This window comes from Peribacillus acanthi (assembly GCF_003073175.1).
Lineage (GTDB): Bacteria > Bacillota > Bacilli > Bacillales > DSM-1321 > Bacillus_BN > Bacillus_BN acanthi.
Genome location: NZ_QBBX01000013.1, coordinates 1 through 14232 on the forward strand (window position 1 = coordinate 1; position 14232 = coordinate 14232).

Sequence of the window (14232 nt, forward strand, 5' to 3'; positions counted from 1 at the left end):
ATTTTTAGTACTAAATGGTCATCAGGCACAAGTTGATCAATCGCCCACACTTCTAATTGTTCACGTTCATTTAATTGGTTTCTTGTCATCATTTTGTACGTCACCTCTTCCATATTAACCGGTTACTAGTTGATTGGAGTGGAGGGCGACGACTCCTGCGGGAGGAGTGTGAAGCTTGAGACCCCGCAAGGAGCATAGCGACTGAGGAGGCTCAAGTCTCACCCCGCGGAAAGCGTTCGCCAGGAACGGAAATCAACGGATTATCTAGTATATAAATTATTTTAATTGAAAAGACTGTAGACAAACTCTTAATTCTTAGAGTTTGTCTACAGTCTGAAACGCTCAGTTCATTCTGAGCGTTTTTAACAATTGGTTTAATTTTCCCCTAAAGAGAAGCCTTCAAATAATCTTCCCCCAAAGGGTTCAAGGACTTTATCCGTGAAACTTACAATCTGATCAATTTCATTTGTTTTATAAAACGTGTCAAATGCTTCAACGAATTCATTTGCCAGTTTCTTGTCGTGATGAACTAATGAACGAACCACCCATTTTGATGATCCAATCCATTTCCGATTACTACGAAGAATGAACTCACTTACTAATTCACCAAGTTTATTTGCAATAAAAATTCCTTCGCTTCTAATTTGGCAACCGATTAAATCATCTAACGCATCCGTGATAAAATAGCGCTTCATATCAATGGTTTCTCTTGACCACTCTTTGGGTCCTTGATCTAATAAATCATTAGCTTCTTTTCTTATTTCCGACAACACACCTGTATCCTTTAAAATCTTCCCTTCGCTTACCATTCTTGGCATACAAGGTCTTGCTTCGTTACAATCCTTTTCAAAAAAGGATCGGTATGAGGATAAATTATGTGCAAATAGTTCAATATTCCATCCACATTCGATAAGGGATACACGATAAGAAGAAGATAGACTTTCATCAAAAATCACTATATCTAAATCAGAGGTTTCGGTTGCTTGTCCACGAACAACACTCCCAGCTAATATAGCTCCCTGACAAGTAGGAAAATGTTTGTCAATAAACCCAAAGGCTGCTTCTATGGGATCAGGTCTATTTTTCATTTTATCTCTTCCTTTGGTAGAAACTCGTCTTTCAACATACTCATACGAAGTCGGTCAATAAATTCTCCATTTCTTACTCTATCTTGTCTTAAAATACCTTCTTCTACATAGCCCATACGTTTATACGATTTGATGGCTTTTTCATTGTCTACTTCCACTCTCAGCCAAATTTTATTAAGTCCTAATTCATTAAATCCCGATAAAAGCATTTCTCTCATCGCCGCAAGTCCAAAACCTTTACCCCAATAGTTTTTATCTCCTATCGCAATCCCTAATTCAGCGTGTTTATTTAACTTGTCGATGTTTTTTAAATCAATCCAGCCAATATGTTTTCCCTCTTCTGTGACAATGGCTTTTTGTTCATATCCATTTGTTTTGTGTATGCACATTTGTATCCAATTTTTAGTTTCTTCTCTACTAAAAGGCGGATACCTCTCGGGCATATTCAAATGCTTTGTTACTTCCTTATCTAAACACCATTGATAACGATCTTCAACGTCAAAAAGAGTTAAATCTCTTAATTGGATTTTCGGTAATTCTCTTCTTTTCATCTCTTTGTCTCCCAATCTATGTTTAATTATTCACTGGCTACCTTGAATGTAAAAAGTAAACCCCCTATAAGTTTACTACTTGCAGTAAGTGCTCCTTTTTCAACATTCTATATTTTTGGTAAAAGCGGCTATGAAGAAATATTCATTTTTTCCTCTATTTTGTTTTCTGTGGTAATAAATTTAATTCTTTTCAAAAACAAATTTAGACCCGTTTAAAGCTACCTTCATTAATTTGAAGGTTTTTTTACACTAATCTCCCTATAGCATAAAAAGAAAAGCTGCCAAATGACAGCTTATTATTTGTTTAGTCTTTATACTTCTTAAAAGGAATGATGTACTCATTTGCTTGGTAATTATTTTTAAGCTATTTTTTATGTCTTCTGTTATCGGCTCACCGGATTTTTATTCGTTATAGAAGATTAGCTTTTCGTTACATTAACAGACCTTTCTAATTAAAAAATTATAGGAAAAGCAAAGATAACGAATGCTGCCCAAAGTCCGTAGACCGGCAAATACTTCGTAACGGCATCTTGAATAGTGGATGGTCCGGATTTGTTTTGTAGAAAACGCATATAGGAGAGCATAATCCAAATTAGATGTGCCCAGATCAGGATGTTTACTCCTAAAACAGCCAGTCTATTAGGCGTCATCCCATAAGAAGAAAGTCTGAACACAATGGCAGACAAAGCCACACTATCAATGATTAGCGCAAGAACAATTAAGGCAAAATTTATATAATCTGATAGGTTCTTTTTCTCATCTGAATCGCTCTCGGTAATGGAAAATATAGTAACAGCCAATACACCAAGCAGAATTCCGTTGAAGGCTATCAGGAAATGGCGGTCCAAGAATGGATTTTTCCCGACCCATATAACCGTTATAAGATAGACCAACAAGGTGACCAGGACAAGTGGACTAAAAATTTTCGCTAGATAGGGTGTAATATTTTTAGCAAATTTAAGATTCATGGATACCAGGTATGCAGCCACAATCGCGAGAGCGGCCGCACCAAATAAAACGACATTACTAAAATAGAAGTCTTCGATATCCAAACCAACAAAGCTAAATAACTGCATGGTTAATGCTGCTAGAACCATTCCGCTAACGGCCATGCTGGCGTAGAGAATCCCATATTCCAAGTTAAATTTAAGATAAGCTAATCTGATACTGCCTGTTGAATATTCATTTCCTGTAAATGCAAGCCCTACCAATACCCATAAGAATAGGGGCAGGTGTAAATAGGCAAGGATAATACTATCTGTATACTTTAATGGCAGCATATTCAGGTACACACCGGAAATTAAGAACAATGCAGCAAGGGAATAAATAACACTTTTTTTCGGAGTATTCTTGTAAACAAAATAGGCCGCAATAAAGGGAATTATACCAAAGGCCAGGTTAATGGGAGCAATGGCTTCCTGTTCGACAAAATGGAAAATGATCCTAGTGCTTATTCCGGCCAAAATGGCTAAAATGCCCATAAATAAGAAGCCTTTTTGAAGGAAGGAAGAGGTTTCGCTATTGGCCTTCTCCTTAAAATGCAATCTTTCATTCCAAACGTCAAGAACCTGAGAATCAGGATATTGTTTCCATGCGTGTGAGAAGGACTTTTTAAAAGCTTTCGGGTCGTTTCTATACATTCTCTCCAGCTCATGAGGGTTAGCCTTATTCTCCCTAATTAAATTGGTAATGTCCATCGTTATCCCTCTCCTAATAATTATTAGTAGTTTCCTCCACAATGTTTAACTATCTTCGGCACTTTTGTATTCTAAAATATCTCCAGGCTGACATTCTAAAGCCTTACAAATGGCCTCTAAAGTGGATAATCGAATCGCTTTTGCCTTTCCATTTTTCAAAATAGAAAGGTTCGCCATTGTTATTCCCACCTTCTCCGAAAGTTCGGTTACGCTCATTTTCCTTTTGGCTAACATGACATCAATATTGATTATCATTGGCATTGTTATTCACCTCAGACCGTTAAATCATTTTCTGATTTTATAGTAATGGCTTCTTGTAAAAGTTTTTGGAGAACAGCCGCAAAGACTGCGATAACCATCGAAGCAAAAGGAACAACCAATCCGACCAAGATCACTCCTGGTGCATCGTCAACTTCCGCAAAGATATAGAAGAGCGGCCAAACTAGCACATGCAACATACTGATTGTAATGGCACAGTATTTGATTTTCTTTAAAGCTTTTACAGATAAATCCGAGAAAGCTTGATTATTGTCAATATAGCGTAAGAGTTTGAAAGCCTGATACAAAGCAAAGTAAAAAGGGATCGCCGATGCATCAAACCCGATGAAAACGAGATATTTTATTAGAGCAAACTCTGGAAGCATTTTTGCTGCAAGAGTCGCCATCTCCGGCACTAAAAAGATACACAGAGCCAGTACAGGGACGCCTAAAAGAAAAACAGCTATTTTTAAAAACAATGTTGTTACTTTTTCCATAAGTAGCACCTCACCTCTTTATTATGATATTGATTTTAATGAATTTTTTATCGTTTTACAATATTTTTTTATTAAAAATAGTAACATTTTTATTGTATATTTCTGTTTTATGCAAAATAAAAAGCATTTCTCCTTCCAAGAAACGCCAAATCACTTTCCTATTTTCATAACGACATTAGTTTTCTACTCTGATGAAACATTTTTCTTCAATATCTATGCTTCTAATCTGAAGATTATTTAAATGAATTTCCGTAATTTTCTCCCGCTCTTCATCTTCTTCACCCAACCAGCAAATATAGATTTCACAATAATCGCCCTTTGGAAGCAACTGTTTGAGTAGGTCACATAAATAGAGAAAAGTTTTTTTAGATTTTTCGTAGTTATGGGGTGAATGAATCCTTTGATCCTCATTCATTTGCCAAATAGGATGACCTTTTTCAGAAACTTCATAAATATACGGGGTAGTAAAATGCTTCTGCTGAACTACATTACGATTTTCTTCATCAGAGAAAACATAATCAATTTCAACTTCTTCCTCCGTATAATATTCATTGATTTTTACTTCAAAATTCAAGCCAATATAGGTTGCCATACTCATTTACATGATCTCCTTAATAAGTTCTCAGTTTCATTAAACGAAAAAAAGAGAGTGCGATCTTTGATAAAAAAACCACGCTCTTTTGAAGTAGTAACAATTGTCTTCTGATGGCAAGAGCGAAGGTAGATACTCGTTAAGAAAATTTTTAATCAGGTTTGTACTCTTTCCAACCTTTTTCCGAATGAACTTGTAATATTATGCTATTACTAATAAAATCAACTGTTTGACCATTAATTTTGTACTGTGTTACTGTATATTTAATTTTTGCTGAATCATATTCAGGATTATGTAAAAGAAATGAATAACCGTTGCGTCTCATAAGGAATGCACCCTGCTCAATCTCTTCATGGAGCCATTCAGTTGTTGTTTTATCATATTTTTGTGCAAGTTTCTCTTGTTTAGTTTCAAGTTGATCAATTTCATGAACTGTTAAAGTCTTGATAACGGTTGACTCTATTATAGTGTGTTGAACAAAAAATTTATTAATCGCATTATAAATAGCATTAAAATTTCCCACTATAACCAAAGCAATAATAACTAATCCTATAATTTGAGTAGTTTTAAGTCTCATTTTTCTATTAACTACTGTTCTAATAAGGAGCCCTCCAAACAATTTTAGTCCTAATTTGTTTATTGAATATTAAAGGTGGATAATCCTTTTACGAAATAAATTAACTTAACATCCAACATCTTCAATTAAACGGACTCTTTAGTAGAAAATGAGAATTAGCTGCAAAAATAAAACCTATATTGAATTAGTTTGCTTTCCGTTCCTAAATATTCCTCACTACCAATCCTACTAATTTCTTTGAATCCTATTTTCTCAAGCATTTTTCTCGAACGATTATTCGCTTCATGTGTTTCAGCATTAGAAACTGTAATTCCTAAATGCTCTTTCGCATAATCCATCATACTGATACTAGACTTATATCCAATTCCTTTACCCCATAATATAGACTCACCAATTGCAATGCCTAATTCAGCTTGATTATCTTTAATAAATGCTAAGTCAGCATAACCAATTAACCTTGCTTCTAATTCTATACCCATACGAATGAAATCATTAGAAATATTATGTACACATTGATGCCACCATCTAAAAAGTTCTTCCTCATTTCTGTTTTTTTCCCAACCATTTGCTGAACAAAAAGTGTCATCTTTACTCCAATTTAATACAAATCTATAATCATCCATAGTTATAGGTCTAATTTTTATACATTGAACCTTGCTTTCTTTAAAATCCACATCTTTCCCCCTAAGGACTGTTTTGTAAAAACAACCTGGCCATTTTGTACGATAGCTACTTTTTTCTTTTCAGTATAAAAATAGAGCGAGAATCCTACTTTGATTAACGCTCCCATTACGACATGCACATTTTTACACAAGCTTAGGAATACACCACTTTTCAAGTGTATAGTTTTCATTGGAATTTTTGATAACAATATCAAAATTGTTATGATACGGATGCATAAATATCTCATATTGAATTCTACGCTCTTCATGAGATTTTCTAAGGTAAGAAATATCTGTTCCTCTTTCAGAAACATCACGTATACTCCTTCTCATTAATTCGGTTTCTCCATCTGTATATAGGTATATCTTTAGTTCATAGAAATCAAGATCCGTAAAGGCAACGGTCATACCTTCTACTATATTTATTTTGTTTTGCGAAGAAATTAAGGTGCTCTTTGTATAATTCGTACCAATTGTATAAACATCTACACCATCTTTTATCATTTGAATGTCTCTCTCTAGAGCAGATATATGATGAGCTAAAGGATGACAAGCTGTCATTTTATCACGATGGTGTTCCTTTTTATATTCATAGTCGATTAAAGTGTATTTCCTAAGATTAGAACCTATGATATAGGTGTCTGTATTGACATAATTCACATTCTCTTGTCCTAAAATATTTACAAGATTATGAGCGAACGTTGTTTTTCCAGATGCACCATGTCCCGATATCCCAATGATGATTCTTTTTTCTGTACCGATAATCAAATGAGCTATTTCATGTAAAATCTTTTCCATATTTCCCCTCATCCACTCTATTCATTGATATTCAATCATCCTGCCACTTACTAAATTTTACAATACCATACATTCACTATACCTTGTTAAACGCCCCCCCCTTTTGTATAAGAAGAATTTCAACAAAACGGGCGATCAAAATCCAACATTACAACGATGTTTAATCAATAATCTGCACAACACAGATAAAAATGACGTCTCCCTTCACAACATGCACAAATATGTAATCTGTCCTGTTTCCCTAAGTTTTTTGTGTGCAGATTTCGTTCCTTCATCCGTTTTTGCACTTGAACTGGACGCTTGCTTTCACAAACTGCACAATGAGTTCAGCACTTTTTAGCGGTTTTTCCTTAAGATTGATGTGAATCAGTCTCCTATTCAATGCTTTTCTCCTTCCCTGTTGAGAGAACTGTAACTGTGCAATGTGCCTATATGTAATTATGACGGTTGCTATCACATTCCGCACAATGAAGCCAAAAGAACCCACGCAATTATTCTCCCTGTGCATCACACTTTGATAGTGACGTTTCCTTTCACAAACTGCACGAAACTTGGTTTAGTAGGATTAAGTATGCGCCAGCTCCATCATGGATCTTGCCTTTTTTCAACAGCTATCCACATTCCTTCGATAAAATAGCTCTCTCACATCGTGCACATTTCTAAAAGTTCCCCTGACTAATTGACGTTTTCCTTCACAACATGCACAAAACCAACTGAACTCGAAATGAAAACAAAACTCTTCCATACTTGAAAAATATGAGGAATCTTGACGTTTCCTTTCACGATAAGTTGCACAGATTTTGTGCAACTTAGACCGGAAGACTCGACGATTCTATGAAAAAACCTTAATTTTACGAGGTTTCATTAATTTCTAACATGACGTTTTCTTTCACACCGTGCAAACCGATGGGAAAATCGTGACGTTTCCTGTCTCTTGAAAAAATTCTGCCCACTCATACACCCTTACAGTCCCAAGGGTTTGAACACCTTGTGCAACTTTCACAACCTTCTAATAAAGGACAAAATTTCCTATTCTGTCAGTTTGCTATAATCCTACTATCAAAAAGGGTGGAAAAGGAGGGGTTTGGATGAAAGAGTCAATCAAAATCGATGGTTTCCGCATGCACCATGCGATTTTAGAAGAATTCCGTCTGTTGCGTGACGAATCATTCGAGCGACCTCCCGCTTCCGCCTACGCGGTATACTTGACGCTATTGAAACAGTTGCACCTAGAAGGAAACCAACGTGGCGTACTCAAGGAATACAACTTGGCTTCCTGGGCAAGAAAACTAGGAATCTCCTACTCTACTCTTTGGGGTGGAAAGAAGTATCTGGAAGATCATCATTTCATCCGAGAAGAAATCCATGAAGGGCTGCCAGTTCTGGTGTTAAAGGATGTCGAAAAATACAACACTCCGGAACAGAATGGGGGAATCCTTAACTATCTCACCATCCCGTATAGCCTATTTGAGACGAACATCATCGGGGAATTTGTACGCACAGCCAATCCAGAGGGAATTGAATTGCTTCTTTCTTTGCTGAACCAATTCAGGACCGGGATAGGCTACAGCCAAACAGGGGAAATCAGCAACATTGTGCAGGAACGTACGATGAAGACTCTAAAACGACAATTGAACAAAAATGCCAAAGGGGTCCGAAAAATCCTCATGATTTTGGAGGCTCTGTTCGACATTGAAACCGTGGGGGTGGAGTTCCGTGGCTATCAGGTGTGGGTGAAAAAATTCACCTTCAAACTGAAACCGGAGTGCGTGAAAGAAAACACCGACGAGTTCAAGGTGAATCCATTGATGGCCAAGCTAGCAAAAGAACTGACCTATTTCCTGGATGGACACAAGATTCGATACAAACCGAAGGACGGCCTAGACGTCATGATTTCCTTCAAGCAGGAGGTGGTCAACAAGCTGCAATACCTGTTAGATCAACAAGATAGTTATTCGACTAGGAATTTGTTCATCAAGGACTTCTTCATCCAGACGATGGACCGTATCGGGACCCACATCCAGCAGGAAAAAGCGCGAAAAGGCAGCTTTACCTTTATCTCCATTGGCGCTTTCTTCCGAGAAGCGTTCCGAAAATTCCTGCCTCATGCCCTGCAGGAGCTTCCGTATGGGATGATTCATGAAGCCAACATGAGGGAATACATGATGACCGGTCAGAAACCCGCCCTCTTCCAACTATTGAATACATAAACATAAGCCTTGTGAAAAAAATGGCCTTTCACAGGGCTATTCGTGTTACTTCCATCCTTGATTATTCACAATGAAACACCCCTATTATCGCACTATTTTCTTCATAACCATGAAACAACCCCCATTTTGCACTGGGGGTTGATTTTTTTGTCCTACCTTATAACGGATCATTACTTGTGGGAAAGTGAGTATCATCTATAAATCCCTCTGAATATGTGAGGATACCGTTCACATCTTTTTGAAAAAGTGGATACTATCCTGGTATAGGTGTGAATGTGTGAAGATTCCATCTAGATACCCCATCCTATTTGAGGGAAATGCTAGAGTAGTAAGGCTCATCGGCCATTTTGTTTTTGGAGCCTATTAGTACTGATTCTTTTATTACTTTTGATTTATTTTATGAATATTGCTTTCTTTATAGAAGTTGATTTTTTACGAATAGATCCTTGAATCAAATGATTTTTCTTTCATTAATTCTACATTTTTCCCAAAGTAAAATGAGCTCCCCTAAAGAAAGCCTTCAAGGGATCTTTGCAACTTATCCGTTTTTACATAGCACGTGGGAACTTTGTTGGCATATACCATCCTTTCCATTCTTATGTAACATCACTCTCTGACTGTTTATGCCTAAAAGGCTATCGCTTGTTTAATCGTCCAACATAAATAGAGAAGGAGCATACCCGTGGCCCATGCACCATGGGATATAAGCTTAACCGTGAAGAGGAAGTTAAATTGCACATAATATGACGTTTCCGTTTACAATATGCACACATCTGGTTCGTTCATGACGTTAACCTTCACATAGTGCACAATTTTAAAGATAAAACAGCTTTGATCCTCTCGCTCCCACTTTTTTTCGACATTTTTCATATTTATAAAATTTTTTTCATCTCCACGCCCCTAAACAAGAATCTTTTCATATATTAATAGTAACCATGTCTAAAATAACTAGTCTTGCTAGATTGGTTTCAAACGTCTAGACATTGCATGGACTTTCGTTCATGCTAGCGACGCTCCTTCATCTTCCAAGATTTATAACTGCAGAAGAACTCCCTATCTTTCATTTTTTTGTAGAAACATGACGTTTACTTTCACCACTGGTTGCACAATCTCTTGTGCAAGTCATATGTTTACCCCTTACGAATGTAGGTCAACATCCTAATTTGATAAGATTTATGAGGCAATCATGTTTGAGAGATGATGACGTTTGCCATCACAATATGCAAATAAAGGTGCAAACCTTGACGTTTCCTGTCTCACAAAAAATATTTACGAATCTATCCATCCCAGCAGCCACAAGGGTTTAACCTGGTTTGTGCAACTTTTCTTTCTCTCTAATAAAGGACAAAATTCCCTAATCTACCAGTTTGCTATAATCTTACTAATAAATACGGTGAAAAAGGAGGGTTTAGAATGAAAGAGTCTACGATTAAAATCGATGGTTTCCGCATGCACCACGCCATTTTAGAAGAATTCCGTCTGTTGCGTGACGAATCATACGAGCGCCCTCCTGCTTCCGCCTACGCCGTATACTTGACGATGTTGAAACAGCTTGATCAAGAAGGGAACCAGCGTGGGGTCCTGAAGGAATACAATTTGGCATCCTGGTCTAGGAAACTAGGAATCTCCTATTCTACTCTTTGGGGTGGAAAGAAGTATTTGGAAGACCATCATTTCATCAGAGAGGAAATCCATGAAGGATTGCCAGTCCTCGTGTTGAAGGATGTGGAAAAGTACAACACCCCGGAAAAAAACGGAGGTTTACTCAATTATCTCGTCATCCCGCACTCTCTTTTTGAGACGAACATCATCGGAGAATTCGTGCGCACAGCCAATCCAGAGGGGATCGAGCTTCTTCTATCTCTGCTAAATCAATTTAGGACCGGAATGGGCTACAGCAAAACAGGGGAAATCGGCAACATCGTGCAAGAGCGTACGATGAAGACCTTGAAGGGACAATTGAACAAAAATGCCAAGGGCGTCCGAAAAATTCTCGTGATTTTGGAGGCCTTGTTTGACATGGAAACGGTGGGGGTAGAGTTCCGTGGCCACCAGGTGTGGGTGAAAAAATTTACGTTCAAATTGAAACCAGAGTGCGTGAAAGAAAATACCGACGAATTCCAAGTCCATCCTTTGATGGCCAAGCTATCAAAGGAACTGACTTACTTCCTAGATGGACACAAAATCCGTTATAAACCGAAGGACGGCTTAGACGTGATGATTTCCTTCAAGCAAGAGGTGGTCAACAAACTTCAATATCTGTTAGATAGCAGCAACAGCTATTCGACTAGGAATCTGTTCATCAAAAATTTCTTCATCCAGACGATGGACAACATTGGAAACCATATCGAGGAAGAACGGAAACGAAAAGGTACCTTCCATTTCTTCTCGATTGGCGCTTTCTTCCGAGAAGCGTTCCGAAGATTCCTTCCTCATGCCCTCGAGGAGCTTCCGTACGGGATGATTCACGAAGCCAACATGAGGGAATATATGAAGACTGGCCAAAAGCCCGCTCTTTTCCAACTGTTGAATACATAATAAAGCCTTGTGAAAAAAATGAATTTTCACAGGGCTTTTCGGCTTGAGTTCACAACGGCTCCACTGTCCCTTATGTGACACTGGAACCAATTTATGGCCATAAAACGTACGAATCCCTTCGCAAATAGCGCGGAGGGATTCTTTTTTCTAATATTGTATATCGGTAATGCACTTGTGGATTTGGGGAAAATTTTCTTATAGAGTTGTGAAAATGGGAATATAGCAACCCTTAACGTGTGTAAATGTGAATCCATCACTCCTTGTTTTCTGAACAAGTGGAAATGACGATAAAGGCGATCTTAGCCCAAGGCTCGGAATCTTGGGAATCGTGGTCTCACCCCTCTTTTCCCAAGTGAGCCTATTATTTACTGTATTATTTTATTACTATTGAAAATTTTTATTACTAATGAGAATTTTACGGGTGTTGTATTTTTACGAGAGAATTGTATAAAGGGATAATTTTAATAAATACAAATCGTATACAAGTCTATATGGAGGCTTATGCTTCTTTATTACTCATTACCAGAAAGGATTCTTAAATGAAGATTTAATGAATGGTTGTAAAGGATATGATAGAGGATTAACCAAATGAAAAGGCACTTGTTACGCTATTTCAAAATCGAAGAATCGATAATCATACAATTTAGGATAGCCGGATCCTCTTTCATCTAAAATTTGCCGTTTTTTCAATGACACTACTCATGGTTTGATTTTGCTTTCACACCTTCACTCTCCATTTCTGTTCAACTTTAGGATGGAAGTTGCACATCCCCGTATAAAATAGACGTTTGCTTTCACATCCTGCACAAAATCCTATAACTAAATCCCTGGTCTTATCAAATACCCTGAGATATGGTTCACATTGTGCGATTCATCATCATTGTGTTTAAGGCGATAGATGAATCTATTTTTTAGTGGCTAAACCCATAATGTAAGATTAAATTTTGATACGTAATCCAAAATAAAACAACCTTCCAACGTTGGTTCCTTCTTTTCTTCGAACCTTCCTTTATACGTTTGTTTATTCAAACTTTAACCCGATTTACTATCCCGCTCCTTTTCCCTGTTGGTGAGAAATCTTTTTACTGACCAACGGGTGGACTGGATGAATCTTATTTTATTTCTTCGTAAACGTCTTGCTTTCAATAAGAAAAGCTAAGAGGAACTCGTTCAAGCTGACATAGATGATTTGATGGTGTTGAAAAAATTAATAGCAAATAAATTATGTGACTTTAAACGAGTACATTCGACCCTACATGGAATAGATTCAAAATCTTTATCAACCACTTAATTTAAAGTAGAATGTTTGAATTCCTTAGAGGAAAATCAGTTCCTCCTATAAGGGTGTTGTTGAAAATAGGTGAATGCCTTAATTAGCCTTTAACATACTTGCAAGCTATTGTGATTTACTTATCTTGATACAATGATTTCTAACTTCCTTCTTTTAAACGTTTCTTCCAATCTTCGTTTCTTCTAATGTTTGTTTGAGTAGACTTTAAACGAGCGGGGGAATAATCACTTCTCACCTCCCTAATTTTTAAGGACCCTGTAATAATGCAGAGAGTTTAGGGTGATTTATCTGAGAAAAGCTGTCTAAATACATCCCCTAAATTTCATGGAAGAAATACTTACCTATGAGTTTAAGTTTCTATCAATAAGAAGAAATCTTTAAAGGAAGAAAACAACGTTTATTCTTTTAAGGGTCTTCAAAACATATTTCTTGGGGTTCTGCATAAGTCATCCATTTGAAAAATCCATGATCCTATTCTTACCACTCTCTTTCCATCGTTCTGATCCAGATGCCGTGGAATATCAAAGACACCCGTAATAACAAGAAAGAGAAAACAAAAAGGTGATTTTAAACATTATGATGAATAAACGAAGTAATAAACGTTTCTTCCTAAGAAGAAATATTCTTTAATGAAAATATTATTTTTATGATATTAGGACAATTGCGAGGTGGTTGAGACGAAGTGGATGTTAACTAAGATAAGAAAAATCTTCATGTGAAGTATAGTCTTACTTGTTTTGAATTGATACATTTCTTCTTGGAATCAGGCTATATATTTTGGCGATTGTATAAGAGCTAATTCAAAGGGGATGGAAATCTTTCATTCAGGAAGTAAAATAATATAATCCATTTTGTAATGGTCCCCATCTAATTAGTAGTAGGAATTACAGATAAGTCCTGTAAGGCAAGAACTAAGAATTTCAAATTGAATTTGATCCTATCTCTCACCATATTTTAAACGTTTCTTCCTTTCTTCGAACGTTCGAATATTCGTTCCCTCCTTAATATTTTATCCCAGCCTAATAATTAGATCTTCATCCGATTAGTAGTATTGTTTGAGGAAAACTGTAATCACGGACATTATTGGTTACATGAAGTTAGTACAAAAAAATGCAGCATAGCATGAGGTGATCATCAGTTTCCGAAAAATAAACGAAGAAATAAACGTTTCTTCTTAGGAACGAACCTTCCTTTATTCAATAAGTAGGAAATGTTATGAATCGATGAAGAATGGTCATTGTGTAGGAGAAGTTTGAATAACATACAAAAAGTGATTTCTACATTACTGATTTAATACAGATCCACTTAGCCTAAGCTTTTGGTTAACTCTTCTTTAGCATCTTCTTTCGAATGTATGATTCTTATTGAGAACATCTTAGATTTAATTAAGAATTTCTATTCTATGGTTACTGAAAATTTATGATATCTCTAGTTGTCTACTTTACACTGGTAATGTTTTCTTCAACATATATT

The 14232-nt window shown here is 36.6% G+C and carries 11 protein-coding genes; 2 read left to right on the forward strand and 9 right to left on the reverse strand.

Annotated features, from left to right (window positions below; translation table 11 throughout):
• Positions 1 to 374 precede the first annotated feature (374 nt).
• The 9 genes from DBX25_RS13560 to DBX25_RS13600 form a co-directional block, all read right to left on the reverse strand.
• Positions 375 to 1088: a nucleotidyltransferase domain-containing protein gene (locus DBX25_RS13560; RefSeq protein WP_108671353.1), complete on the reverse strand. Its 714-nt coding sequence runs from the start codon at positions 1086 to 1088 to the stop codon at positions 375 to 377.
• Entirely contained in the window at positions 1085 to 1639 is a 555-nt protein-coding gene (locus DBX25_RS13565) for a GNAT family N-acetyltransferase (RefSeq protein WP_108671354.1), read from the reverse strand. Before DBX25_RS13565 ends, DBX25_RS13560 begins: the two co-directional genes overlap by 4 nt.
• Positions 1640 to 2091: 452 nt before the next feature.
• Positions 2092 to 3336 (reverse strand): DUF4153 domain-containing protein, encoded by a 1245-nt coding sequence (locus DBX25_RS13570; protein WP_108671355.1) that lies wholly within the window; start codon positions 3334 to 3336, stop codon positions 2092 to 2094.
• Between the two features lie 45 nt (positions 3337 to 3381).
• Entirely contained in the window at positions 3382 to 3597 is a 216-nt protein-coding gene (locus tag DBX25_RS13575) for a helix-turn-helix domain-containing protein (RefSeq protein ID WP_108671356.1), read from the reverse strand.
• Positions 3598 to 3608: 11 nt separating this feature from the next.
• The gene (locus DBX25_RS13580) at positions 3609 to 4091 is read right to left on the reverse strand and encodes a DUF2975 domain-containing protein (RefSeq protein WP_108671357.1); all 483 of its coding nucleotides are present in this window, start codon (positions 4089 to 4091) and stop codon (positions 3609 to 3611) included.
• 175 nt (positions 4092 to 4266) lie between these two features.
• Positions 4267 to 4689 (reverse strand): hypothetical protein, encoded by a 423-nt coding sequence (locus DBX25_RS13585; protein ID WP_108671358.1) that lies wholly within the window; start codon positions 4687 to 4689, stop codon positions 4267 to 4269.
• Positions 4690 to 4834: 145 nt separating this feature from the next.
• Positions 4835 to 5260, reverse strand: a complete 426-nt coding sequence (locus DBX25_RS13590) for a hypothetical protein (protein ID WP_108671359.1) — start codon at positions 5258 to 5260, stop codon at positions 4835 to 4837.
• A 155-nt stretch (positions 5261 to 5415) separates the two neighbouring features.
• Positions 5416 to 5934: a GNAT family N-acetyltransferase gene (locus DBX25_RS13595; protein WP_108671360.1), complete on the reverse strand. Its 519-nt coding sequence runs from the start codon at positions 5932 to 5934 to the stop codon at positions 5416 to 5418.
• Between the two features lie 132 nt (positions 5935 to 6066).
• Complete coding sequence (locus tag DBX25_RS13600; protein WP_108671361.1) at positions 6067 to 6720, reverse strand: uridine kinase family protein; 654 nt, start codon at positions 6718 to 6720, stop codon at positions 6067 to 6069.
• Between the two features lie 1088 nt (positions 6721 to 7808).
• Between DBX25_RS13600 and DBX25_RS13610 the strand changes: the two genes are divergently transcribed.
• Together DBX25_RS13610 and DBX25_RS13615 are read left to right on the forward strand one after the other, a co-directional pair.
• The gene (locus DBX25_RS13610) at positions 7809 to 8930 is read left to right on the forward strand and encodes a hypothetical protein (RefSeq protein ID WP_108671363.1); all 1122 of its coding nucleotides are present in this window, start codon (positions 7809 to 7811) and stop codon (positions 8928 to 8930) included.
• Between the two features lie 1449 nt (positions 8931 to 10379).
• Positions 10380 to 11468 (forward strand): hypothetical protein, encoded by a 1089-nt coding sequence (locus DBX25_RS13615; protein ID WP_240620308.1) that lies wholly within the window; start codon positions 10380 to 10382, stop codon positions 11466 to 11468.
• Positions 11469 to 14232 lie beyond the last annotated feature (2764 nt).